Below are 24,216 nucleotides of genomic sequence, written 5' to 3' on the forward strand. Positions count from 1 at the left end.
TAGCGGGTTATATTTTGTCATCCTGTTTATAGCGAGTTAACCTTGTCTCTGCCTTCCAACGATGCCCTGATCGTGGCTGCGTCGGTGGTGTTTGCCGCGCTGGTCGGCCTGCTGTCCCTGGTGAACAACGCGCGGCAGAACGCCCGGCGCGAGGCGGCGCAGCGCCGCAGCCTGGAAAGCGAACGGCGCACGCGCGTGCTGGCCGATACGCTGCCGTTGCTGATCGCCTACCTGGACCGCGACCTGCGCTACCGTTTCGCCAACGCCCATTACCACACGCAGTGGGGACTGGAGCCGCAATCCATGCTGGGCAAGACCGTCACCGAAGTATTCGGCGACGCGGCCGAGCCGTGGCTGGACGATTTGAACATGGCGCTGGCGGGACGTCGCTTGCATTACGAACGCGACTTCCAGGGCGTCGATGGCGTGCGCCACTTCCTGGTCGACCTGGTGCCGGACATGGGACCGGACGGCAAGGCGGCCGGCTTCTACCTGACCGCGATGAACATCACGGACCGCAAGAACAGCGAACAGCGCGCCGAAGCGGCCAGCCGCGCCAAGAGCGAATTCGTGGCGAACATGAGTCACGAGATCCGCACGCCGATGAACGCGGTGCTGGGCGTGGCCTACCTGCTGGAGAACACGCCGTTGAGCCAGAAGCAGAAGGAATACGTGGGCATGATACGCTCGTCGGGCCAGGTCCTGCTGGGCATTCTGAACGACGTGCTGGATTTTTCGAAGATCGAAGCAGGGCGCATGGAACTGGCGCCCCAGCCTTTCCTGCTGCGCGAGGTGCTTGAGTCGCTAGCCAACGTGATGACGCTGCCGGCCAACGCGCGTGGCATCAGCCTGGATATCGGCGCCGACGATGACGTGCCGGCGGTGCTGGTGGGCGACGCCATGCGCTTGCAGCAGATCCTGATTAACCTGGTTGGCAATGCGGTCAAGTTCACGGAACGCGGCGGCGTCTCGGTGCGGGTGGCGCGGGATGCCGACCGCGCGCGCCTGCGCTTTGCGGTGCGCGATACCGGCATCGGCATGGACCTGGAACAGCAAAGCCGTCTGTTCTCGGCGTTTAACCAGGCCGACGCCTCGACCACGCGACGCTTCGGCGGCACGGGACTGGGACTGACCATCTGCCGCCGGCTGGCGGAACTGATGGGCGGCGACATCTCGGTGCACAGCACGCCCGGCGCCGGCAGCGAGTTTGTGGTGACGCTGCCGTTCGACGTCGCCGAGGAAGCGGCACCGCAGCAGCCCGAACCCGCCGTGCCGCCGGCTTTGCATCCGCGTCTGCAGGGACTGCGCCTGCTGCTGGTGGAAGATCATCCGCTGAACCAGCTGGTGGCGCGCGGCATGCTGGAACACGCGGGCGCCCACGTGGACATCGCCGAAAATGGCCAGCTGGCGGTGGACTGCCTGCGCGAGCGCGCCGCCGACTACGACATCGTGCTGATGGACGTGCAGATGCCGGTGATGGACGGCTACGAAGCCACGCGCCAGATCCGGCGCGGCCTGCACCTGAAACTGCCGGTGCTGGCCATGACGGCGGGCGTGATGAAAGAGGAACAGGACCAGTGCATCGCCGCCGGCATGAACGATTTCATCGCCAAGCCGGTGGATGTGGAGCAGATGCTGGACATCATTTCGCGCCATTGGGATGCAATTCGCTCCCGCCAGGCGCATTTCGTCGCACCGCCGCACGACGACCTGGGGCTGCCGATAAAGTGACCTCACACTTTATTCACCCAGGAGTCCATGATGTCCAAATTGATCCTTGCAGTGCTGTTTGCCGCCGCCTTGCCAGCCTACGCCGCCGACCTGATCATCCACGTTGACGGCGTCGCCAGCGCCGAAGGCGACGTCAAGGTCGCCATCTACAACTCGGCCGGCACCTTCCTCGGCAAGCCGCTGCGCGGCGTGGCCGCGCCTGCGCAGGCCGGCGCCGTCGAGCTGAAGGTGACCGGCCTGCCGGCCGGCGAGTATGCCTTCGCCGTCTACCACGACGCCAATGGCAACGACAAGATGGACCGCAATATGGTCGGCATGCCGACCGAGGACTACGCCTTCAGCAACAACGCGATGGGCAAAAAAGGCGCGCCACGCTTCGAGGACGCCCGCATCGTGCTGCCGGAAAGCGGCGCCACGGCCACCGTCAACCTGCGCTGAAAGGAGGCTGACATGACCAACCGCCGCCAATTCCTCAGCTTCGCCGCACTGGGCCTGGCTTCCTCGTCCGCGCTGGCCGACAGTCTGACCTACCAGCGCTTCCACCAGGCGCTGGACCGCAATGCGCAGCTGAACGCCTACGCCGACCACACCGGCGACGTGTCCGGCGAGGCCACGGTGCTCGGCCGCCTGCCGGCGGACCTGAACGGCGTCTTTTACCGCAACGGGCCGGGACGCTTTGAACTGGGTGGCGAACGCTATCACCACTGGTTCGACGGCGACGGCTTTGCGCAGCGCTGGCAGATCGGCGACGGCAAGGTCAGTCATATCGGCCGCTTCGTCGCCACGCAGAAGTTTGAAGAGGAGAGCAAGGCGGGGCGCTTCCTGTATCCGGCCTTCGGCACCTACGTCGACCGCAAGCGCGTGAAGAACAACGACACGACCAATGTCGCCAATACCAATCTGCTGCCGTTCAATGGCCGCGTGTATGCGCTGTGGGAAGGCGGCTCCGCCACCGAGGTCGATCCGCAAACGCTGGCCACGCGCGGCGTCAAGACCTGGCGCAGCGACTTGAAGGCCATGCCGTTTTCCGCCCATCCGAAAATGGACCCGGACGGCGGGCTGTGGAACTTCGGCACCGCGCCAGGCGCCAACCAACTGGCGATTTACCGCCTGAACGCCGCCGGCGAGGTCACGCGCAACGCGCTGATCAAGGTGCCGCAGCTGAATATGGTGCACGACTTTGTGGTCAGTGGCAGCCACCTGATTTTCCTGATTGCGCCATACGACTGGATCGACGATGCCGAAGCGAGCCTGGCCGACCGCATGCACTGGAACCCGCAACGTCCGCTGCGTGCGGTGGTGGTTTCCAAAGACACGCTGGCGCTGCGCCAGGTGTTCGAACTGCCGGCACGCTCCATTTTCCATTTCGGGAACGCCTACGAGGATGGCGCCTGCACCCGCCTGGACGCGGTGCTGCACGAAGGTGACGCCTTGCGCAAGACTGGCCTGCCGATGCGCGGCCAGATGCGCATGGTGGCGGACAACCCCGCCAGCACGGTGCAGATCACGCTGGATTACGCCAGCGGCCAGGCGCGCGAGGCACGGTTGTTCGGCGTCAGCGAATTCCCGCGCGTGATGCCGCAGGTGGTGTCGGCGCGCCACCGCAAGCTGCTGGTGCTGGGCGCCAGCGGCCGCGAACTGATACTCGACAGCGTCAACCTGCTGGATACCGACAGCGGCAAGGTGGACGGCTATGCCTTCGGCCCTGGGTGGCAGGTCGAGGAGCACGTTCTGGTGCCGCGCCGCGGCGCGCGCTCGGAAACCGATGGCTACGTGGTCGGCGTGGCGCAGGATACGCGCCACGGCCAGAGCGTGCTGACGGTGTTTGATGCGCACAACATCAAGGCCGGTCCGATGGCGCTGGCGCGGCTGCCATATCGCGCGCCGGTTTGCTTTCATGGTAACTTTCAAGCATGACTGAACAAAAAACCGTGCCGGCGCTGGCGCATCCCCTGGAGCTGATCCCGCTGTTTCGCCGCTGGCAGCCTTCCGCAGGCCGCAATATGCTGTACACCGTTGTCTGGAGCTGCGGCATGGCGCTCCTGTTCACCACGGTGGAGCTGGTGTTCTGGCCTGACAAGGCCAGCTTCTCCCAGGCCATATGGCCGATGCTGCTCATGTCGAACCTGATCGGCGCCATGATTCATTTCAGTTCGACGCTGTCCAACCGCCTGCTGCATGGCTGGCCGCGCCGCGCGCGTGGCCTGCCGCGCGTCCTGTTCAGCATGACGTTGATGGCGGTCAGCGTATTCTTCGGCGTCGCCCTCGGTAACATGATCCTGAACGGCACCGATCCCTTCCTGCTGCTGTTCAAGCGCGGCATGTGGCTGCAGATACTGATCGTGGCGGCGATTGTCGGCTTCCTGCTGTACCTGGTGCGCATCGCCGCCGAACGACGGGCCGCGCGCGCGGTGGCGGAAGCGCAGCAGAAGGAGTTTGTCGCCGCCAGCGCGCGCATGCTGGCCGAGGCGCGGCTGCGCGCCTTGCAGGCGCAGATCGAGCCGCACTTCCTGTACAACACGCTGGCCAACGTGGTGAGCCTGATCGGCCCGCGTCCGGCCGAGGCGCAGCACATGCTGGAGCGCTTCATCGACTACCTGCGCGCCAGCCTTGGCGCCAGCCGCAGCGACGAAGCCACGCTGGCATCCGAGGCCGTGCTGATTGCTGCGTACCTGGACGTGCTGAAGGTGCGCATGGGCGATCGCCTGCGCTACCGTATCGAACTGCCGGACGAGCTGCGGCAGTTCAGGATCGCGCCCATGCTGCTGCAGCCGGTGGTGGAAAACGCCATCGCGCATGGCCTGGAGCCGAAGGTGGAGGGCGGCGAAATCGTCGTCAGCGCTCACGCCGAGAACGAGCATGTCTGCGTGCGCATCAGTGATACGGGCGCTGGCCTGAACGAGTCGGCGCCGCGCAAGCCGGGCGGCGGTGTCGGGTTGAGTAACCTGCGCGAGCGCCTGGGCAGTTTGTACGGCAGCGCCGCCAAGGTAGAATTATTGGAAAATCAACCCTGCGGCATGACGGTGCGCCTCATGCTGCCTTTGAATGCGAGTCCGACATCGAAACCATCCGTGCCCTGATCGCCGATGATGAATCCCATCTGCGCGAATACCTGGAAGGCCAGCTGAAAACCGTCTGGCCCGAATTGCGTGTGGTCGCCCGCGCCGCCAACGGCATCGAGGCGCTGCGCATGATTGACGAGGAGGCGCCGGACGTGGTGTTCCTCGATATCCGCATGCCGGGCCTGACCGGGCTGGATGTCGCCGCCAAACTGGTGGAGAGCCCGAAGCCGCCGCACATCGTGTTCGTCACCGCCTACGACCAGTATGCGGTGGAAGCGTTCGAGCATTCGGCGGTGGACTACCTGCTGAAGCCTGCGAATATCGAACGGCTGGAAAAGACGGTCGGCAAACTGAAGGCGCGTCTCAAGCCGTCATCGGGCGAGGCGGCGGTGCCGGCGGCGGCCTTGCAGGCCTTGCTGGCGCAGTTGACGACGGGCGGCGTGGCCGCGCCGGCGCCGGTCGCGGCGCCACTTCAATGGATACGCGCCTCGCACGGCGAGGAAACGCGCCTGATCCCGATCGACGACGTGATCTACTTCCAGAGCAATGACAAGTACACCAGCGTGTTCGTGGCGGATGGGGAGAGCCTGATACGCACGCCGATCAGCAAACTGCGCGAGCAGCTCGACGAACAGCAGTTCTGGCAGATCCACCGCAGCGTGATCGTCGCCGCGCGCCATGTGGCGGGCACGCGGCAGGACTTCCGCGGCCGCCTCATGGTGCAGCTGAAGGGACGCCCGGAACAGCTGGTCGTGAGCCGCAACTACGTGGATCTGTTCCGGGGAATGTGATTACTTGACGACTGGTTTGACCTTGGAGGCGGCCAGCTTGGCGTTGACGCGCGCGGTTTCCACGTCGTCGGCGGTGGCCAGCGCCACGCCCATGCGGCGGCGCGCGAACGATTCCGGCTTGCCGAACAGGCGGATATCGCTGTTCGGCACGCGCAGCGCTTCCGCCACGCCTTCAAAGGCGATGCCTGCCGCCTCGTGCTGGCCGTAGATCACAGCCGAAGCGCCCGGCGCCTTCAGCGCGACGTTGACCGGCAGGCCGAGAATGGCCTTGGCGTGCAGTTCGAACTCGCTCTGTACCTGGGTCGCCATGGTGACCATGCCGGTGTCGTGCGGACGTGGGCTCACTTCCGAGAACCACACCATGTCTTCCTTGACGAATAGTTCGACGCCGAACAGGCCCAGACCGCCCAGGTCCGAGGTCACCTTGCCGGCGATGTCGCGCGCGCGTTCCAGCGCCACCGGGTCCATGCGGCATGGCTGCCACGATTCCACGTAATCGCCTTGCACCTGCACGTGGCCGATCGGATCGCAGAACTGCGTGACCACCTGGCCGTCCGCGCCCAGCGAGCGCACGGTCAGCAGCGTGATTTCGTAGTCGAAGTCGATGAAGCCTTCAACGATTACGCGGCCCGAGTCCACGCGGCTGCCGGCGGCGGCGTAGTCCCATGCCGCTTTTACTTCGGCGGCGCTGTCGATCTTCGACTGGCCTTTGCCCGACGACGACATCACCGGCTTGATCACGCATGGGAAACCGACGGCTTCCGCGCCGGCCTGCAATTCTTCCAGGCTGCTGGCGAAGCGGTACGGCGACGTCGCCAGGCCCAGGGTTTCAGCGGCCAGGCGGCGGATGCCTTCGCGGTTCATGGTCAGCTGCGCGGCGCGCGCGGTCGGGATGCAGGTGATCTTCCCGGCTTTTTCCAGCTCCGCCAGTTTGTCGGTGGCGATGGCTTCGATCTCCGGCACCACCAGATCAGGCTTTTCCTGTTCGATCAGCGCGGCCAGCGCGTCGCCGTCGGTCATGTTGATGACGTGGGCGCGGTGCGCCACCTGGTGGCCCGGCGCATTCGGATAACGGTCGACTGCGATCACTTCCACGCCCAGGCGCTGTAGCGCAATGATGACTTCCTTGCCGAGTTCACCGGAGCCGAGCAGCATGACTTTGGTGGCGGTAGGGGACAGGGGCGTGCCGAGAGTGCGTGGAGTGTTCATGGTTCGAATGGAAGTTAGAAGGAATAAACCAGAGTGACCGACGTTTGCGTATCGGTGTTTTTCTTGTCAGCCGGGACGCTGGTGTCGTTGCGGATGTTGAAGGCGGCCTTCATCTGCATGGTGCTGTTGATCTTGGTGCGCAGCGCCGTTTCCGCCATCGAGTGGATGTTGGAGGTGCCGCGTTCGACGATGACGTTCTGGCTGAACTGCGCGCTGTCGCTCAGTTTCCATTTCAGCAGCGCCGCGCCGCGCACGGTCGGGCCGTTTTCGGTTTCGCCTTCCGAGCGCACGCCGCGGAAGTAGCCGGGACCGACTTCCACGTCCAGCGTGTGGGTGTCCGACTGGTAGGTCTGGGTGCCGTAGCCGACGCCGATGGTCGAGTAGCGGGTGTAGGCGCCGAAACGGTCATCGACGTGGGTGGCCAGCGCATACAGCTTGCCGTGGTCGTCGTGCAGCAGCTTGTAGCCGGCTTTGGCCGACAGCGAGTAGCGCTGCGCCGAACGCTCGCGGACCTTTTCGCCATCGTCGTTGGTGACTTCTTCATCCTTGAAGTATCCGGACAGGATGTACTCGTTGCTCCACTTGGGCAGTTCCTGCTTGGCGTCGATCTTGCCGGTCACCGAAGTGCCGACCGTGTTACCGGAGGTGGAAATGGCGCCCAGTTCAGCGGAGGTATTCCAGCCATGAGCGTTGACAGGGTCCATCGAGTCTGCGGCGGCATAGCCGTGGGCCAGCGCAAGCGCAGAAATAATCAGGAGAGATTTCATAGGCATAGAGAGGGATGCCGCGCGACGGCATCACAGCTTTGTGATACGGAAGAAGGCGGTATTGTACCCGACATGGAGGGCGCCTGTCGCATTCCAGACGGGATGTGCGAGGCCGTACAGACGCAGGGCGCGCGCGGGACGATGATGAAAGCTCTTGTCAAAGGGGCATCGATCATGAAACTCATCTTGTGCGCGGCATTGGCCGTGATGACCGGCGTGGCCGGCGCCGCCGTCAACCGCTGTGTGGACGCCGAGGGGCATGTCCTGTTGACCGATACCGATTGCCCCGAAGGCAACCGCAGCGAGGATTTCATGGAGCGCGTACCTGTTGCGGTAACGTCCTCCGTGCCGGCGGTGCAGACGCCGCGCAGCCGCTGGGCCGATCTGCCGCGCCCACTGGCGCGCAAGACGGTGAGCACGGACGTCGCCACCCTGCAGGCTGCACGTCAAAGCCTGCAGATGCAGGACGAGCTGCACAAGCAGCGCCGTCTTCTCAGTTCCCGTTGATATAGTCTTGCAGTCCTGCCGCCAGTGCGGTGTAGACCGCCGCGCAGGCCGGGTTGCTGCGCAGGTTTTCGTGCATGGCGAGCCAGGTATCCATGACGATGTTCAGCAGGTCGGGCACGACGCGCACCAGGTTGGGATCGCGCGCCGCCAGCCGTACCTGGCAGATGCCGATACCCAGTCCCGCGCGGATGGAGGCCAGATGGACCAGGTCACTATCGCTGCGCAATGCGTAGGCGTTGTTTGCCAGTCCGCCCAACAAGGGTTGTAGCTTGCGCGTAAAAGCCGTTTCCGTGTCGATGCCGATCAAGGTGTGCCTGGCCATCTCTTCCCAGCTTTGCGGCGTGCCGTGGCGTTCCAGATAGCTGCGACGCGCGTGAAAGCCCAGTTCAATATTGCCGACGCGCCGCGCCACCAGCACATCCTGCTCCGGGCGCTGCATGCGCACGGCGATATCGGCGTCGCGCCGCAGCAGGTTCTCGATGCGGTTCGATACCGCCAGCTCGATGGTGACGCCCGGATGGCTGTCGCGCAGCCGCGCCAGTATCGGCGGCAGCACTTCCACGCTGACTACTTCGCTGGCGGTGACGCGCACCGTGCCTGTGATGTGCGCGTCACCGCCACGGCCCATGCCGGAAGCGGCGCGCAGCAGGGCGGCGGAGGCGGAGGACAGCGTCTCGGCGTAGGGTTGCAGCGCGTAGGCGGCGTCGGTGGCGATGAAGCCCGCCTGCGAGCGCGTGAACAGCGACAGGCCGAGCGCCTGTTCCAGCGCGTCGACGTGGCGGCCGACTGTTGGCTGGGTCAGTCCCAGCGCCCGTGCGGCGCCGGAAAGTGAACCTTCCTGCAGCACGGCCAGGAAGGAACGGTATAAATCCCAGTTTGGTTCGGCGGTAGTCATACGAAATTGTATAGCGACCATGCGGATTTCGGTAATTTTCTTTTAGCTCGCGCGAAGCCACACTACGTTCATCAACTCAACCGGAGAACGACATGGACAAAGTGGCATTGGTATTGGGCGCAACGGGCGGTATCGGCGGCGAAGTGGCGCGCGTGTTGCTGGCGCGTGGCTGGAAGGTGAAGGCCTTGCATCGTTCGCCGGATCGCGCGGCGAAGAGCGGCGATGGCCTGCAATGGGTGGCCGGCGACGCCATGCACCGCGAGGACGTCGTCAGTGCCGCGCAGGGCGTGCAGCTGATCGTGCATGCCGTGAATCCGCCTGGCTATCGCAACTGGGGCGAGCTGGTGCTGCCGATGCTGGACAACACGATCGCCGCAGCCCGTGCCGCCGGCGCGCGCATCCTGCTGCCGGGGACGGTCTACAACTACGGACCGGATGCGTATCTGCACATCACCGAGGACGCACCGCAACGGCCGCTGACGCGCAAGGGCACGATCCGCGCGGAGATGGAGCGGCGCCTGAAGGACTGCGGCTTGCCGGTGCTGATCGTGCGGGCGGGCGATTTCTTCGGTCCGGACGCCGGCAACAACTGGTTCGCGCAAGGCCTGGTCAAGCCGGGCAAGCCGGTGACGTCGATCAGCAATCCGGCCGCGCCGGGCGTCGGCCACCAATGGGCGTATCTGCCGGATGTGGCGGAGACCATGATGCGGCTGCTGGAGCGTGGCGATGCGCTGCCGCTGTTCGCCTGCTATCACATGCAAGGCCACTGGGACGCGGACGGCACGCAAATGGTGGCGGCCATCGCCCATGCCGTCGGCAAGCCGGCGATGAAGGCCGGTGCGTTTCCATGGTGGCTGGTGACGGTGGCTGCGCCGTTCGTGACGGTGTTCCGGGAACTGCGCGAGATGCGCTACCTGTGGCGGCAGCCGGTGCGCATGTCCAATGCCCGCCTGCGCGCAACGCTGGGCAGCGAGCCGCATACGCCGCTGGACGAGGCGGTGCGCCGGACCTTGCAGGGGCAAGGCTGCTTGTCCGCCGACGCACCCGTGCGCACCATCCGCGCCGCCTAGGTCAACGCGATGCCTGCCAGGCCGGCGAGACCCATTGCGCCGGCGGCTGCGGCCAGCGGTGCGATGCGACGTGGCCAGTAAGGCAGCATGCTGGCGGCCAGCAGCGCGCCGATGGTCAGCATGCCTATCCAGGCGACAAAGCCGGCGCCGCCGCCCCACAGCAGCACGCATGGCACAATGGCCGCCACGAGCAGCAGCGTGCCCGCGACGCGCAGCAGGTAGCGCTTGCGGGCTGGCGCATCGTCGCCGTAGACCTGCCGGTGATGGCGGTCGATCGCCAGCGAAAACGCCGCCATGCCGGCGAAGCACAGGGCGAACGCGGTCAGAACGATAGCGGTGTAACTCATGACGCGGCCTTTCTCAGGGCGGTTGCGGCGGCCGGCCGGCGTTGTCCTATCCGCAGCGCGGCGGTGGCGAGCAGGACGCCGCAAGCGATGGCGGTCAATTCGACGGCGGCGCGTTCGATGTCGCGCTGCGCCAGGTAGCCCAGCACGTGCTGGCCGGTGGTGAGCACGTTCAGCAGCGGCAGCAGCCCGCAGAGCGCGGCGCCGGCCCACAACTGTTCGCGCCATGCCTTCGCCGTGGGCCGAAGCGCGGCATGCAGCAATGCCGCCAGCCACACGCCGAAGAACGCCATCACTTCGCGGTCGTGGCGCCCGGCCAGTTCCAGCGGCAGCAGCCGGTTGGACCACAGGAAGCCGATACACGCCAGCGACAGGCCGGCGATGGCCGCCACATTCAGCACATCGATCACGCGATACACGCGCTGCGTGGCGGCGCCGAACTCGTTCAACGATTTCTGGCGCCGCTTGACCATGAACAGGACCGCGCCGGTGGCCATCATTGCCGTTCCCGCCATGCCGGCCACGAAGTAGATCCAGCGGATCACCGCGCCGGCGAAGTGCAGGCGATGCAGTTCGTCCAGCGTCGCCATGGTGGCGCGGGCGCCGTTGGGCGGCGCGCGGTGCGGCATTTCGGTTTCCAGCAGCGCGCCGCTGACGCCATCAAACTTCATCACGCCGCGCTTGCTCAGGAGATTGCCTTCCTGCGTGTCCGACGAGGTGGTGCTGTACACCTGCACCGTCATCGCCGCATCGCCGGGATGGTTGACGACCACCGCGTAGGCCGGGCTGTGGAAGGTGGCCTCCGCGATGTGGACCAGCGGTTCCAGCGACGTCAGCACGCCGGGCCGGCCGGACGGCCTGCTTTCCGGGCCGTACTCGCGCACGTTTGCGGCTTCACCGGTGCGCAGTTGCTGGGCCAATGGGATGGCCGGCATATACGTGCTCCAGCTGATCGCCAGCCCGCTGTAGACAATCATGAACAGGAAGGGCAAGGTCAGCACGCCGGCCAGGTTGTGCGCATCGAGCCATGAGCGCTGGCCCCTGGCGGGACGGAAGGTGAAGAAATCCTTGAAGATGCGCTTGTGCGTGATAACGCCGGAGATCAGCGCCACCAGCATCGCCGCCGATGCCGCGCCGACGATCCACAGGCCGGTCGTGCCTGCGTGCAGCGCATGATGGAACTCGACGAAGTGCATGCCGCCCAGCGTGTCGCGCACGGCGCCGGCTTGCGCCGGCAGCGCCGCGCCGGTGGCGGAAGAGAGATGGGCGTCCTGATAGTAGCCATGCTCGTTCAGCCAGAACACCTGGAACTCCTCTTCGCCGGCGCGCGGCCACAGTTCCCACATCTTGCTGTTGGCGGCATGCCGCGCAAGGTAGTCCAGGCCGTGCCTGAGCTGCTGCGTGTGATCCAGCGGGCCGGCAAACGGCGGCTCCACGTGCCCATGCACCTGCTCCGGCCGCATCCAGTCGGAAATCGGATCGACGAACACGCTCAGGGTGCCGGTCAGGAAAATGGCGAAGGCCAGCCAGCAGACCCACAAGCCGGTCCAGGTGTGCAGCCACGCCATGCGCTGGCGCAGGCCGCCGGTCATGATGACGCTCCCGCCACGGCGGCCAGCACGGCGAAGCTGAAGCTCGCGCCCAGCAATCCGGCCCAGGCGCGGCGTGCGCTGTGCGTGGCGAACGCCCAGATGATGGCCGGCGCGTACAGCGCCAGCCCAAGCAGCGCGCCGCCCAGCATGGCGTCGCTGCCGGGACCATTCAGCGCCGACAGCAGCGCGCCGGCGGTGGAGGCAAACAGGTAGCCCCCAATGATGGCGGCGGCGATGCGGTTCATGGCTATCCCCGGATCAGCGGAAGCGGTAGTTCAGCGATACCGTGACATTGCGCGGATCGCCGTAGTAATTGCCCCAGCCGGACGAATAGTAGGTCTTGTCCAGCACGTTGTTGAGGTTGACCGTGGCCGACAACTGCTTGCTGATGCGGTAGCGCGCCATCAGCGCCACGAGCGCATAGCTGTTTTGCGTGAAGCGTTCACCGTTCGGACCTGCGCCATCCTGATAGATATCCGCCTGCCAGTTGACGCCACCGCCGACGGTCAGGCCGTTGCCGACGCTGGCCAGGTCGTAAGTGGTCCACAGCTTGAAGTTGTTCAGCGGCTGGCTGGTTTGCAGGCGATTGCCCTGCGCATCGGCGATGCGCGAATGCGCGTAGCCGGCGGTCAGTTGCCAGCCGCGCTGCAACTGGCCCGATACTTCCAGCTCGAAGCCCTTGGCGGTGGCGCCCTTGACGGTGTGGTAGGCGTTGGAGCCATCGGGCAGCACCAGCTGATCGGCGTCCATTTCGGCCAGGTTATCCTGGCGCATATGGAAGACGGACAGGCTGGCGCTTAACAAGCCATCAATCAGGTCGCCCTTGATGCCGACTTCCGCGTTGTTGCCTTCCAGCGGATTGATGACGCGGTTGTTGCGGTCGCGGTAGGTCTGCGGCGAGAAGATGCCGGTATAGCTGGCGTAGGCCGACCACTGCGGATTCAGGGTGTAGACCACGCCGGCGTATGGCGTGATCTTGCCGTTCTTTTCAAATTCGTCGGTCACTGCCGGCGAACCCCAGGTCAGGCTCTCGGTGTCGCGCTTCCAGTTGGAGACGCGCGCGCCGAGGATCACCGACAGGTCGTCCGTCGGGCGCAGGCGGATCGACGCATAGCCGGCCAGCGTCTTTTCCTTTTCGGTGTAGCTGCCGCTGATGGTGCCGACGTAGTTCGGCGTTGGCGAGTTGCCGTTCCAGGTGAAGAAATTCGGCACGGTGGCATCGTAGCCGGGCAAAATCCAGGCCGGGTAGCTTGGGCCGGTGTTCTTCATGTCCGACGCGCTCAGGCCAACCACCACTTCGTGCTTGCGGCCGAAAGCCTCGAACGGGCCGTTGACGGCGGCGTCGATGCTGTACTGTTCCGGCTTGCTGTTCCATTTGGTCTGCCACAGCGACAGGCCGGCGCCGGTTTGTTTATCGAGCGTGCCGCGTCCCGCGTAGCCTTGCACCGCATCGTATTTGTTGGCGGCGTAGTTCAGCGCGATCTTCGCCGTCCAGTCGTTGGCGAAGTAGTGTTCCAGGGTGGCGAAGGCCAGACCCTGTTTGCGGATGTAGTAGCTGGAGCTGGAGGCGCTGTTGACCGAACGCGGGAAATCGGTCTTGGTGCCATCGCTGTAGAAGGCGGCGAAGCCACGGCTGGCACTATCGAGCTTTTCGTTCTGGTAGCTGAAGCCTGCGCTGAGCAGCGTGGATGGATCGAGGTCCGCTTCAACGATGCTGTAGAACAGTTCCTTGTCCTGGTGGTAGCGGTCGACGAAGGAATCGGCGTTCTGCTGCGCCACCACCACGCGGCCGCGCACATGCTTGTCGTCGCTCAGCGGGGCCGAGATGTCGGCCTGGACGCGGTACTTGTCCCAGCTGCCGCCCTGGATTTCGGCTTCCGCCTGCAGTTCGCGCGTAGGGCGCTTGCGCACCAGATTGATGGCGGCGGCCGGGCTGCCGTTACCGCCCATCAGGCCTGCCGCGCCGCGCACGACTTCGATGCGCTCATAGATGGCGGCATCGAAGCCGGCCGGTTCCACCAGCTTGGTGGTCGGGATGCCGTCGAACATATAGGTGTCGATGGCGAAGCCGCGCGAAAACAACTGGTCGTTTTCGCGGCTGGAGGAGGCGTGTTCCAGCGTGATGCCGGTGGTCTGGCCGACCACGTCCTGCAGGGTTTCCAGGTTCTGATCGGCGATGCGCTGCGAGGTCATGACGCTGACGGCTTGCGGCGTTTCGCGGATCGACAGTTCCAGGCCGGTGGCGCCGGTGCTGCGCGCCTGGCCCGGTGCGCCGTCGGTCATGCCGTGGACTTCGACCTGCGCCAGCGTGGCGGCAGCCGCGCCGCTGGCGGTGGATGCCGCGCTTTCCGGTGGGGGCGCCGCCTGTTTTTGCAGCGTCAGCGTGCCGTCGGTGCGGGCGACCAGCGCCAGGCCGCTGCCTGCCAGCAGACGTTCCAGCGCGGCGCGCGGCGTGTAGCTGCCTTGCAGGGCAGGGCTGTTCAGGCCAGTGGTCAGCGCCGGATCGAACGACAGCGACATGCCGGCGCCGATGGCCACGCCGGACAGCGTACGGCCCAGCGGGCCGGCGGCCAACTGGTAGCTTTGCTGCGCGGCGGCCGGCGCATCGGCGGCGATGGCGGTGTGGCCGGCGGCCAGCGTCATGCTGAACAGGGCAATGCGGATGGCGCGCGTGAGACGGCGTTCGGACAGGCTAAAACGATGGGCTGGCATTGCGGTGACTTCCTTTCGATGGCGGATAGAGGTTTCTGTCTCTATGCCAGCCGACCGGGGAAAAAGTATCAGCCCGATGCAAAATATTTTTCAGGCCCGCGCGATCAGCGTAATCCAGTAGCCTTGCAGGCGCTGGACGGCGTCGACCGGATAGGTGGACACCAGCATGTCCAGCGTGCGCTCGCTGTCGCCGATGGGGAAGGCGCCGGAAACGCGCAGCGCCGCCACCGCCGGCTCCACGCGCACCAGGCCATGGCGGTAGCGCGACAGTTCGGCCACCAGTTCGTCAAGGCGCATCTGGTCGGCCAGCAGCATGCCGCTGGTCCAGGCGGTCATGGCCGGGTCGGTGGACTGGATCGGCGCGATATGGCGCTTGTTGAAGCGGGTCTGGCTGCCGGCGTCGATCACCAGCGCCTCGTCGGCGGCGCAGGCCGGCGTGACGCGCACCGCGCCTTCCAGCACGGCCAGGCTGGTGCTGCATTCGTGGCGGCGCACGTTGAACAGGGTGCCCAGCGGCTGCATCATGCCTTCCGGCGTGCTGACCCGCAGCGCGCGCGCGTCCGGCTGGTGGCTGCTGCGGACCAGGATTTCACCGTTGCGCAGCGTGATCAGGCGTTCGGTGGCGGTGTAGCGGACGTCGATGGCGCTGGCGGTGTTGAGCGTGACGCTGGTGCCGTCGGCCAGCGTCACCGTGCGGCGTTCGCCGATGGCGGTGTGGATATCGGCCGCCCACGGTTGCGATTGCGCGTAACGCCAGCCGCCCCAGGCTATGGGCGCGGTCAGCATCAGGGCGACGATGCGCGTCATCGCGGCCCGGCGCGAGGCGCCCGGCGCGCGGTTCAACACCGGCATCGCCAGTTCCGGTGGCAGCGTGCCAAATTTATTCAGCAGGTGTTCGGCGCGTTCCCAGGCCAGCGCGTGCTGCGGATCGCTGGCGCGCCATTGGGCGCAGGCGTCGCGGTCTTCGCTGGTGGCGCCGTCCTGGAGGCGCACCAGCCAGTCGGCCGCCTGTTCCAGCGCCGCGGGCGAGACGCGCGCGTTCAAACCGTGTCCTCCATCGCCAGCAGGCATTGCAGGAAGGCCTGCTTCATATAGCGCTTGATGGTGACGAGGGACATGCCGAGTTGTGCGGCGATGTCGGCGTAGCCCATGCCGTCCAGTTGCGCCATCAGGAAGGCTTGCTTGACCTTGGGCGGCAGCGCATCCAGCATGGCGTCGATTTCGTGCAGCGTTTCGAGGATCAGCAAACGCTGTTCCGGCGAGATGGCCGTCGGTTCGGGCAGAGCGGCCAGCGCTTCCAGATAAGCGCGCTCCAGCGCCTGGCGCTGATACCAGTTGATCAGAATGCCCTTGGCGACCGTGGTCAGGAAGGCGCGCGGCTCGTTCAGCGCGGCCAGGTCGGCGCGGCCGAGAATGCGGGTGAAGGTGTCTTGCGCCAGGTCGTCCGCATCACTGGCGTTGCCCAGCTTGACACACAGCCAGCGGTGCAGCCACGAGTGGTGGCTGCTGTACAGGGCGGTGAAGTGCGAATGAGGAACGGCGGCTGTCATTTGTGAGAATAGGAATTATTCTCATTCATTCTACATGAGGCGGACAGCCGCCGCAAGCCGGATTCGCCGCTGGCCGAACTACATGCGTGGTTCGCCGGTCTGGCTGTTGACGGCGATGGTGTTGCCCGGAGGGGCGCTCATCTGCACACGGTGCTGCACGCCGCGGTAGTTATAGGTCACGTCCCAGTATTCCGGTTTCTGGTTGCTGACGTTTTCGCAGCGGCGCACGTCGCGCGTCGAGACGTTGTTCTGATTGGCGACGTTGTTGCCGATGGCCGCGCCGGCAATCGCGCCGCCGGCGGTGGCCACCTGACGGCCGGTGCCGCCGCCAACCTGGTGACCCAGGATGCCGCCGATCAAAGCGCCGGCGATCACGCCGCCCGCGTTAGGACGCGACGGTTCGCTGACCTGCTGGCGTTCGACCCAGCAGCGCTGTTCCGGCGAGCCGACCACCGCGTGCACGTCGCTGACCGGCACGTCGACAATGCGTTCGCTCGGGCGGCGGCGCCATTCGTAGCTGGGCTGGGCGACGGGAGGCGGCGCTTCGTTTTCATAACGGTCGCGCGGTTTCACCGGGCGCACCGACGAGATGCGGTCATTCATCCCCATGCCGCGCAGCGACTCGTAGCTGCCTTTGCGCAGCACCATGCATTGGCCACGGAAGTTGGCGTCCGAGCAGACTTCCCACTGGCCGCGGTCGATCACCACCGACGAGGCGCGGTCATTGAAGCCATTGCGCGACAGGTCGCGCACCGTCGTATTGGCGCTGTAGGCGCGGCCGCGCCAGCCTTCGCCTTCATAGAAAGTGATTTGTGCGAACGCTTGCGAGGCCAGGCCCATTGCGGCGGCGGCCACGGCGATCTTCATGGTTTTGTTCATTGTCTTCTCCTTATTGGATGAAGTTTAAGCATGAACTGTTTCCGCGCAGTGCTCTGTACGCAAGCGCACCATGTCACGGTTCGACCGAATGGGCGCGTTTCAGGCACCGTAGCACGAAGGTGGAGCGGCTGTGTTTCAGGCCGGGGAGCTTGTACAGCTTCTTGCGCAGGAATTCCTCGTAGCCCGCGGTGCCGGCCACGGCCACCTTGATCAGATAGTCGTAGTCGCCGGTCAGCAGATAGGCCTCCATCACTTCCGGCAGCGTGGCCAGGGCCTGGCCGAATTTCTCGAAGATGTCGTCGTCGTGGCGGTCCAGCGTCACTTCGATGATGACGGTGTCCGGGTAGCCCAGCGCGGTCTGGCTGAGCAGCGCGGCATAGCCTTCGATCATGCCGCCTTCCTCCAGCGCGCGCACGCGGTTCCAGCACGGCGTGGTGGACAGGCCGACCTTTTCGGCCAGCTTGGTGTTACTGAGTCGGCCATCCAGGCGCAATTCGCGCAGGATGCGGCGGTCGATATCGTCGATTTCCATGAAATGTTATCTGTGGAGATGAATATTCCATATATTTTATCTTGTGCAGGATAATCTGCTGCGAATGTGGAAATTCTCTATAAATTAAGGAAGCCTATTTTTCGCGTTCCTGGCTATTCTGTGAGCATGGATACGACACAAAAAAGCTACCGCTTCCGCATCGAACCTGATGCCCCCATCGCCACGCTGGAAGCGGCGCTACAGGTGGTGCGGCGGCTGGATATTGAACTGCGCGGGCTGCGCACCACCGCCACGCCGGGCGGCATGGAGGTGCGCATGCACCTGGCGGCGCAGGAGGAGGATATTCTGACCTTGTGCCGGATGCGGCTGCACAACCTCATGGGCGTGCTGCCGATCCGGGAATTCAGGCAGTGACGTAGGTGTACTTAACCAGGAACACGATGGCGATGATCCACACCACCGGCTTGACCTGGCGCGCCTGGCCGGTCAGCAGTTTCAGGCCTGCGTAGGTGATGAAGCCGAAGGCGATGCCGTGCGCGATGGAGTAGGTGAACGGGATCACCAGTGCGGTGATCGCGGCCGGCACGCTTTCGGTGGTGTCGCTCCAGTCCACGTCGACCAGGTCGCGCAGCATCAGGCAGGCGACGAACAGCAGCGCCGGCGCCGTGGCGTAGGCCGGCACCACGCCGGCGATCGGCGCGAAGAACAGCGCGGCCAGGAACAGCACCGCCACGGTCACCGCAGTCAGGCCGGTACGGCCGCCGGCCTGCACGCCGGCCGCGCTTTCCAGGTAGGCCGTGGTGCTGGAGGTGCCCAGCATGGAGCCGGCGACGATGGCGCAACTGTCGGCCAGCAGCGCCTTGTTCAGGCGCTGCATGCGGCCATTCACCAGCAGGCCGGCGCGCGAGGCGACGCCCATCAACGTGCCGGTGGCGTCGAACAATTCAACCAGGAAGAACACCAGCACCACGTTGAACAGGCCCAGATTCAGCGCGCCCTGCAGGTCCAGGTGCAGCAGCGTCGGCGCAATCGATGGCGGCAGCGAGACGAAGCCGTGGAAGGTATTCCCGCCAAAGAAGAAGCTCAACACCGTGACGGCGACGATGCCGATCAACAGCGCGCCCGGCACCTTCAGGCGGTCCAGCGTGACGATCAGCAGGAAGCCGAAGATGGCCATGATGGTGTGCGGATTGTGCATGTCGCCCACGCGCACCAGCGTTTCGGGATTGGCCACCACCAGGCCGGCGCTCTTCATCGCGATCAGCGCCAGGAAGAGTCCCAGGCCGACCGTGATCGCCACCCGCAGCGAATGCGGTATGCCGTTGACGATATGCTCGCGCACCTTGAACAGGCTGACGATGATGAACAGGCAGCCGGAAATGAACACTGCGCCCAGCGCCGACTGCCACGGCACGCCCATGCCCAGCACCACGGCGTAGGCGAAATAGGCGTTCAGTCCCATGCCCGGCGCCATGCCGATCGGGTAGTTGGCGTACAGCCCCATGATGAGGGTGCCCAGCGCGGCGGCCAGGCAGGTGGCGACGAATACGGCGTCCTTCGGCACGCCGGCGTCGCCCAGGATCGCGGGATTGACGAAGATGATGTAGGCCATCGTCAGGAAGGTGGTGACCCCGGCCACAACCTCGGTCCGGACGTTGCTGCCGTGTTCAGCGAGCTTGAAAAATTGTTGAAGTGACGGCATGCGCGCGCTCCTGCTAAGACATCGAGGGCGAAGAATAGCACGGATGACGCACGCAACCGTAGGTGCCAAATGCGTAAAAAGATGTAATAATGCAAAATTAGTTGTCTTACATACCTTGACCTGGACGCCGCATGAAGGCACGCATCTGGGGCGCGCGCGGTTCGCTGCCGGTCGCGCTCAATCACAAACAAATCCGCGCCAAGCTGGTGACGGCGCTCGAGGGCGCGATCGGCCGCGACCTGGATACGCCGGAAAAAGTGGCCGATTACGTCGACCATGAGTTGAGCTTCGACGTGCGCGGCACCTACGGCGGCAATTCCAGCTGCGTGGAGGTGGCGGCGTGGGACGCCGATGCGGTGCATGAACACATCATCCTCGACCTGGGATCGGGCGTGCGGCCGCTGGCCGGCGCCAAGCTGGCGCACTACGGCCCGGGCCAGCCGCAGACCTACCATGTGTTCATGTCGCACCTGCACTGGGACCACATCATGGGCTTCCCGTTCTTTACGCCGGCTTATATTCCGGGCAACCGCATCATCATCTACGGCTGCCACCGGGAACTGGAGACGGCGTTCCGCCGCCAGCAGGAGCCGATCAGCTTTCCGGTGCCGTTCGACGAACTGCCGGCGACCATCGAGTTTGTGCAGATGACGCCCGGCGTGCCACTGCAATTGCGCGATGTGACGGTGACCGCCAAGCTGCAGCTGCATGCCGGCGACTCCTACGGCTACCGGCTGGAGCAGGGCGGCAAGGCGATGGTCTACAGCACCGACTCCGAGCACAAGCTGGATAACGCCAGCGAGCTCGCGACCTTCGTCGACTTCTTCCGCGATGCCGACCTGGTGATCTTCGACGCCATGTACACGCTGGAGGATTCGATCTCCGCCAAGGCCGACTGGGGTCATTCCAGCAGTGTGGTAGGCGTGGAGCTCTGCCAATTGGCAGGTGTGCGCCAGCTTTGCCTGTTCCATCATGAGCCCATCTACGACGATGCGCGTATTTCACGGGTGCTGGCCGAAACACGGCGCTATGCCGAAGTGACCTGCGAGGCGCCGCTGGAGATCGTGTCGGCCTACGACGGCATGGAAATCACGCTGTAACCGCCTTACAATAGCGGTTGCATCATCTCCATCACATCACAGGACCACGCATGACCGAGTTTTCCACCGATATCTACACTGAACCGTCGCCGGTCGACGTCAACACCTTGAACAACCTCGGGCCGCTGACGCCGATGGCCGGCATCTGGAAAGGTGAGCGCGGCCTGGATACCAAGCCGAAGGCCGACGGCGCGCGCAAGCAGGCGTATGTCGAGCGCATCGAGCTGTATCCGATCGACCCGGTCACCAACGGTCCGCAGTTGTTCTACGGCCTGCGCTACCTGATCATCATCAACAAGCCGGACAACGTCAAGACCTACCACGAGCAGGTGGGCTACTGGCTGTGGGAACCGAAGACCAAGACCGTGATCCAGACGCTGGGCATCCCGCGCGGCCAGATCGCCATGGCGTCGGCGGTGGTGGAACCGGACGCCAGGCAGTTCGAACTGGTGGCGCGGCTGGAATCCGATACCTACGGCATCCGTTCCAACCCGTTCCTGGAATACGGCTTCAAGACCACCGAGTACCGCATCAAGGTCACCATCAACGACGACGGCACCTGGGGTTACGAGGAAGATACCGTGATGCTGCTGCGCGGCGAGGAAGAGTTCCACCACACGGACCGCAATCTGCTGCACCGCGTGGCCGATCCGCTGCCCAATCCGCTGGCCAGCGGCGTGCCGGCTTAATCGGCGACGGTATATCGGTCGCGGCCATCGCGTTTGGCCGTGTACAGCGCGCTGTCGGCGCGCGCCAGCAGCGCCGCCGGCGTTTCGTCATCGCCTTCATGCAGGGCCAGCCCGATGCTGGTGGTGACGTGGTGCGGCGCGCCGTGCAGCGTGAATGGCGCGTGCATGGCGTCGACGATCTTGCCGGCCAGCCGCGCCGCTTCCCCCACATTCGCCACCTGCTCGAAGACGATGACGAATTCGTCGCCGGCCAGGCGCGCCACCGTGTCCGATGCGCGCACGCTGGCGATCAGGCGGTCGGCGAACTCCTTCAGCACCTGGTCGCCGGCGCCGTGGCCCAGCGTATCGTTGATCTCCTTGAAGTAGTCGATGTCCAGGTAGGCCAGCGCCAGCGGCTTGCGGTTGCGCCGCGCGCGGGCAATCGCCAGCGGCAGCAGTTCTTCGAACATCAGGCGGTTGGCGATGCAGGTCAGGCTGTCGATCCGCGCCAGCTGCGTCAGGCGCTCTTCGATTTCCTTCATGCGCGTGGTGTCGTGCGTCAGGGAATAGATGCCGAGCACCTTGCCGTTCGCTCCCAGCTCGGGCAGGAAAGTCGTCTCCAGGGTGTGCAGCTCGTCGCCGATGCGCGCCTTCAGCTCATAGGTGGCGGCCTGGCCCCGGTAGGCCTGGTCCAGGTGCGGTTCGGCGACGTCGTACTGGTCGCTGCCTATGCCTTCGGCCAGATGGCGGCCGATCAGCGTTTGCGGGTCGATGCCGAACCAGTGCTGGAAGGTCGCGTTCAGGAACTGGAACTTGCGCTCGTCGTCCAGGTAGGCGATCAGCACCGGCAGGTTGTCGGTCAACAGCTTGAGGCGCTTTTCGCTGGCGGCCTGCTGCAACTCGGCGGTTTTGCGCTCGGTGATGTCGAGCGCCATCAGGTAGAAACCGGACACGGCGCCGTCGGCGGCGATGTCCGGCACCATGTCGCCCATCACCTGGCGCAGGCAGCCGTTATGGTAGCCCTCGCGTTCGTAGTGCACGCGCTGGCCGCGCAGCGCCGCTTCGTTGAAGCAGGCCACGCCGGCCGCAAACTCCTTGCCCATCACTTCCTCGATGGTTTTGCCCAGCATGCTGCGCGGGTCGAGGCCCATCATGCGGCGGAAATGCTCGTTGGTGAAGCGGTAGCGCAGGTCGCTGTCGATGTAGGCGACAATGGCGGGCAGGCTGTCGGCGATGGTGCGCAGGCGCTTTTCGCTGGCGGCGATCTGCTGTTCGTACCGCTGGCGCTCGGCCATCAGCTCGTGGAAGGCCGCGCTCAACTCGCCGATTTCGTCGTCGCGCTGGCGTTGCAGCACGCCGATGCCGGCCACGCCGCTGCGTATGTCGCTGATGTTGCGATGCAGGCTGCCGAGCGGCTTGAACAGGGTCTGGATCGCCAGCCACGCCACCACGCCGGCCATGGCGGCGAAAACGGCCGCCGCCAGCATCGCGTGCCGGCGCATCTGGATCATCGGCGCGAAGGCTTCATTCACCGGAAAACGGACGCCGATGATCCAGTTGGTCGATTGCAGGTGCTTGTACGCGTAGATGCCCTCGCTGCCTTCCTTGTTGACGGCTTCGGTCCAGCCTTCGAAGCCGCGCAGCGCCATTTCGGTGGCGCGGTTGTAGCCGGGTCGCGCATTGATGTGTTCCAGCAGGCGCTTGTGGTCGGGATGATGCAGCAGGATGCCGTCGGTGGTCATGATGAACATGAAGCCCGTCTCGCCGGGCTTTTGTTCGGCGATCTGCTCCAGGAACACGGAGTTGGTCAGGTCGATGCTCCCGCCCAGCAGCATCACGGTGCGGCCCTGCGCATCGCGCACGGGTTGCAGAATCATGATCGAGGGCAGGCCGGTCAGCACGCTTTTGTAGGGTGGCGAAATCACTGTCTTGCCGCCGGCCAGCGCATTTTCCAGATAGGCGCGGGCACGCGGATTGAGCGCCGGCGTGGCTTCGACATGATCGCCTTCGGTATGCAGCAGCGCGCCCTGGCGGGTGAAGATGTGCAGGTTGAGGAATTCCTTGCGCGCCACCGGATTGCGGTCGACAAAGACCTGCATGGCGGCGGGATCGTTGCCGGCTGCCAGCGGAATGGTGTCGGCCAATGTAGCCAGCAGCACTTTGCGGGCGGCGATCTGCGCGTCGACCTGCGCGGCGGCGGACGACAGCAGCGCGAACTGCTGGTTGCCGATCACGCTTTTCATGTCGCGTTCCGCCAGCAGCAGCGCCACCAGCGTGACGATCAGCGTGGCCGCCAGCACCAGCATGACCACCACCACGGTCATGCGGAATTTGAGGCTGCGCGGTAGCGTTGCAAAAACGGCCATGTTGCGGATGGTGGTCTGCGGTGAATTCAGTATGTCATACCCTGATGGGCAAAACCAGCAGGTACAATGCGCGCTGCGGCCGCGCCACAGTCGGCGTGCCGTTCTTTACAAGGGATGCGGATTATGCTGCGGGCGATTTTGTGGGATAACGATGGGGTGCTGGTTGATACCGAGCAGCTGTTTTACGAGGCCAACCAGGAGTTGTTCCGCCCCTTCGGCCTGGAACTCAGCGCGCAGCATTTCTTCGACTGGTATCTGGCCGATAACTGCGGCGCGTGGCATCTGCTGGAGCCGCAACTGACGGCCGAGCAAATGGACGCGGAACGCAGCGGCCGCAATGTGCGCTATGCGGCGCGGCTGGCGTCCGAACATATTCCCGCCATCGACGGCGTGGCCGAGGTGCTGGCCGCGCTGGCGCCGCGTGTGCGCATGGGCGTGGTCACCAGTTCCAACAGCGATCACTTCGAGATCATCCACCAGCGCCTGGACCTGCGCCGGTATTTTGAATTCGTGCTGACGCATGAGTCGTACACGCACAGCAAACCGTCGCCGGAGCCATATCTGCTGGGATTGCAGCGCCTGGGCGTGGGCGCCGACGAGGCGCTGGTGGTCGAGGATTCGCCGCGCGGCCTGCAGGCGGCGACGGCGGCCGGCATCCGCTGCATCATCCTGCGCAATGCGCTGACGCGGCACCATGACTTTCCCGGCGCCTGGCGCGTGGTCGACACCATGGCGCAGGTGCGGGCCGAGGTGGAAGCACTGATGGCCGAGGCCTGAC

The 24,216-nt window shown here is 65.1% G+C and carries 24 protein-coding genes; 11 read left to right on the forward strand and 13 right to left on the reverse strand.

Annotation, left to right across the window (positions count from 1 at the left end; all coding sequences use genetic code 11):
* The first annotated feature begins 42 nt into the window (after nucleotides 1-42).
* The 5 genes from GJ695_RS00870 to GJ695_RS00890 are packed head-to-tail and all read left to right on the forward strand — an operon-like array spanning nucleotide 43 to nucleotide 5,584.
* Nucleotides 43-1,731: an ATP-binding protein gene (locus GJ695_RS00870; RefSeq protein WP_154361726.1), complete on the forward strand. Its 1,689-nt coding sequence runs from the start codon at nucleotides 43-45 to the stop codon at nucleotides 1,729-1,731.
* Nucleotides 1,732-1,758: 27 nt separating this feature from the next.
* Nucleotides 1,759-2,169, forward strand: a complete 411-nt coding sequence (locus GJ695_RS00875) for a DUF2141 domain-containing protein (RefSeq protein WP_154361727.1) — start codon at nucleotides 1,759-1,761, stop codon at nucleotides 2,167-2,169.
* 12 nt (nucleotides 2,170-2,181) lie between these two features.
* A complete protein-coding gene (locus GJ695_RS00880; protein WP_154361728.1) occupies nucleotides 2,182-3,648 on the forward strand; it encodes a carotenoid oxygenase family protein in 1,467 nt (488 codons plus the stop codon).
* Nucleotides 3,645-4,811 (forward strand): sensor histidine kinase, encoded by a 1,167-nt coding sequence (locus GJ695_RS00885; RefSeq protein ID WP_154361729.1) that lies wholly within the window; start codon nucleotides 3,645-3,647, stop codon nucleotides 4,809-4,811. Before GJ695_RS00880 ends, GJ695_RS00885 begins: the two co-directional genes overlap by 4 nt.
* 20 nt (nucleotides 4,812-4,831) lie before the next feature.
* Nucleotides 4,832-5,584: a LytR/AlgR family response regulator transcription factor gene (locus GJ695_RS00890; protein WP_229260283.1), complete on the forward strand. Its 753-nt coding sequence runs from the start codon at nucleotides 4,832-4,834 to the stop codon at nucleotides 5,582-5,584.
* Here the strand turns inward: GJ695_RS00890 and purT are convergent, their stop codons facing one another.
* Both purT and GJ695_RS00900 read right to left on the reverse strand, forming a co-directional pair.
* On the reverse strand, nucleotides 5,585-6,793 hold the full coding sequence (gene purT, locus GJ695_RS00895) for a formate-dependent phosphoribosylglycinamide formyltransferase (protein WP_154356023.1): 1,209 nt from the start codon (nucleotides 6,791-6,793) through the stop codon (nucleotides 5,585-5,587).
* A 14-nt stretch (nucleotides 6,794-6,807) separates the two neighbouring features.
* Nucleotides 6,808-7,497, reverse strand: a complete 690-nt coding sequence (locus tag GJ695_RS00900; protein ID WP_371866465.1) for a DUF481 domain-containing protein — start codon at nucleotides 7,495-7,497, stop codon at nucleotides 6,808-6,810.
* Nucleotides 7,498-7,734: 237 nt separating this feature from the next.
* Between GJ695_RS00900 and GJ695_RS00905 the strand changes: the two genes are divergently transcribed.
* Nucleotides 7,735-8,067, forward strand: a complete 333-nt coding sequence (locus tag GJ695_RS00905; RefSeq protein WP_229260263.1) for a DUF4124 domain-containing protein — start codon at nucleotides 7,735-7,737, stop codon at nucleotides 8,065-8,067.
* Here GJ695_RS00905 and GJ695_RS00910 read toward each other — a convergent pair.
* Complete coding sequence (locus GJ695_RS00910) at nucleotides 8,054-8,962, reverse strand: LysR family transcriptional regulator (RefSeq protein WP_154361732.1); 909 nt, start codon at nucleotides 8,960-8,962, stop codon at nucleotides 8,054-8,056. The two genes, GJ695_RS00905 and GJ695_RS00910, sit on opposite strands and share 14 nt — an antisense overlap.
* A 92-nt stretch (nucleotides 8,963-9,054) precedes the next feature.
* Here GJ695_RS00910 and GJ695_RS00915 point away from each other — a divergent pair, with 92 nt between their 5' ends.
* On the forward strand, nucleotides 9,055-10,032 hold the full coding sequence (locus tag GJ695_RS00915) for an SDR family NAD(P)-dependent oxidoreductase (RefSeq protein ID WP_154361733.1): 978 nt from the start codon (nucleotides 9,055-9,057) through the stop codon (nucleotides 10,030-10,032).
* Here the strand turns inward: GJ695_RS00915 and GJ695_RS00920 are convergent.
* The 8 genes from GJ695_RS00920 to GJ695_RS00955 form a co-directional block, all read right to left on the reverse strand.
* On the reverse strand, nucleotides 10,029-10,379 hold the full coding sequence (locus GJ695_RS00920; protein ID WP_154361734.1) for a DUF3325 domain-containing protein: 351 nt from the start codon (nucleotides 10,377-10,379) through the stop codon (nucleotides 10,029-10,031). The genes GJ695_RS00915 and GJ695_RS00920 overlap by 4 nt on opposite strands.
* The gene (locus GJ695_RS00925) at nucleotides 10,376-11,968 is read right to left on the reverse strand and encodes a PepSY-associated TM helix domain-containing protein (protein WP_154361735.1); all 1,593 of its coding nucleotides are present in this window, start codon (nucleotides 11,966-11,968) and stop codon (nucleotides 10,376-10,378) included. Before GJ695_RS00925 ends, GJ695_RS00920 begins: the two co-directional genes overlap by 4 nt.
* Entirely contained in the window at nucleotides 11,965-12,213 is a 249-nt protein-coding gene (locus tag GJ695_RS00930) for a DUF3649 domain-containing protein (RefSeq protein ID WP_154361736.1), read from the reverse strand. The genes GJ695_RS00925 and GJ695_RS00930 overlap by 4 nt, the downstream gene beginning before the upstream one ends.
* Before the next feature lie 13 nt (nucleotides 12,214-12,226).
* Nucleotides 12,227-14,680 (reverse strand): TonB-dependent siderophore receptor, encoded by a 2,454-nt coding sequence (locus tag GJ695_RS00935; protein WP_154361737.1) that lies wholly within the window; start codon nucleotides 14,678-14,680, stop codon nucleotides 12,227-12,229.
* Nucleotides 14,681-14,770: 90 nt separating this feature from the next.
* A complete protein-coding gene (locus tag GJ695_RS00940) occupies nucleotides 14,771-15,724 on the reverse strand; it encodes a FecR domain-containing protein (RefSeq protein ID WP_229260264.1) in 954 nt (317 codons plus the stop codon).
* Nucleotides 15,721-16,230 carry a sigma-70 family RNA polymerase sigma factor gene (locus GJ695_RS00945; protein ID WP_154361739.1) on the reverse strand — a complete coding sequence of 170 codons (510 nt, stop codon included), beginning with the start codon at nucleotides 16,228-16,230 and terminating at the stop codon, nucleotides 15,721-15,723. The genes GJ695_RS00940 and GJ695_RS00945 overlap by 4 nt, the downstream gene beginning before the upstream one ends.
* Nucleotides 16,231-16,308: 78 nt before the next feature.
* Entirely contained in the window at nucleotides 16,309-17,109 is an 801-nt protein-coding gene (locus GJ695_RS30430) for a beta/gamma crystallin-related protein (protein WP_154361740.1), read from the reverse strand.
* Nucleotides 17,110-17,182: 73 nt separating this feature from the next.
* Nucleotides 17,183-17,641 carry an Lrp/AsnC family transcriptional regulator gene (locus tag GJ695_RS00955; RefSeq protein WP_154361741.1) on the reverse strand — a complete coding sequence of 153 codons (459 nt, stop codon included), beginning with the start codon at nucleotides 17,639-17,641 and terminating at the stop codon, nucleotides 17,183-17,185.
* Between the two features lie 126 nt (nucleotides 17,642-17,767).
* Between GJ695_RS00955 and GJ695_RS00960 the strand changes: the two genes are divergently transcribed.
* The gene (locus tag GJ695_RS00960; protein WP_154361742.1) at nucleotides 17,768-18,016 is read left to right on the forward strand and encodes a hypothetical protein; all 249 of its coding nucleotides are present in this window, start codon (nucleotides 17,768-17,770) and stop codon (nucleotides 18,014-18,016) included.
* Here GJ695_RS00960 and GJ695_RS00965 read toward each other — a convergent pair.
* Entirely contained in the window at nucleotides 18,006-19,304 is a 1,299-nt protein-coding gene (locus GJ695_RS00965; protein WP_154361743.1) for an NCS2 family permease, read from the reverse strand. The genes GJ695_RS00960 and GJ695_RS00965 overlap by 11 nt on opposite strands.
* A gap of 131 nt (nucleotides 19,305-19,435) precedes the next feature.
* Here GJ695_RS00965 and GJ695_RS00970 point away from each other — a divergent pair, with 131 nt between their 5' ends.
* Both GJ695_RS00970 and GJ695_RS00975 read left to right on the forward strand, forming a co-directional pair.
* Nucleotides 19,436-20,404 (forward strand): MBL fold metallo-hydrolase, encoded by a 969-nt coding sequence (locus GJ695_RS00970; protein WP_154361744.1) that lies wholly within the window; start codon nucleotides 19,436-19,438, stop codon nucleotides 20,402-20,404.
* Between the two features lie 50 nt (nucleotides 20,405-20,454).
* Complete coding sequence (locus GJ695_RS00975; protein WP_154361745.1) at nucleotides 20,455-21,093, forward strand: FABP family protein; 639 nt, start codon at nucleotides 20,455-20,457, stop codon at nucleotides 21,091-21,093.
* Here the strand turns inward: GJ695_RS00975 and GJ695_RS00980 are convergent.
* On the reverse strand, nucleotides 21,090-23,438 hold the full coding sequence (locus GJ695_RS00980) for a diguanylate cyclase domain-containing protein (RefSeq protein ID WP_229260265.1): 2,349 nt from the start codon (nucleotides 23,436-23,438) through the stop codon (nucleotides 21,090-21,092). The genes GJ695_RS00975 and GJ695_RS00980 overlap by 4 nt on opposite strands.
* Nucleotides 23,439-23,561: 123 nt before the next feature.
* On the opposite strand from GJ695_RS00980, the gene GJ695_RS00985 reads away from it, so the two are divergent.
* Complete coding sequence (locus GJ695_RS00985) at nucleotides 23,562-24,215, forward strand: HAD family hydrolase (protein ID WP_154361746.1); 654 nt, start codon at nucleotides 23,562-23,564, stop codon at nucleotides 24,213-24,215.
* The last annotated feature ends 1 nt before the right edge of the window (nucleotide 24,216 follow it).

Origin of the sequence: Duganella alba (assembly GCF_009674495.1) — a bacterium.
In the GTDB taxonomy this organism is placed as follows: Bacteria; Pseudomonadota; Gammaproteobacteria; order Burkholderiales; family Burkholderiaceae_D; genus Rugamonas; species Rugamonas alba.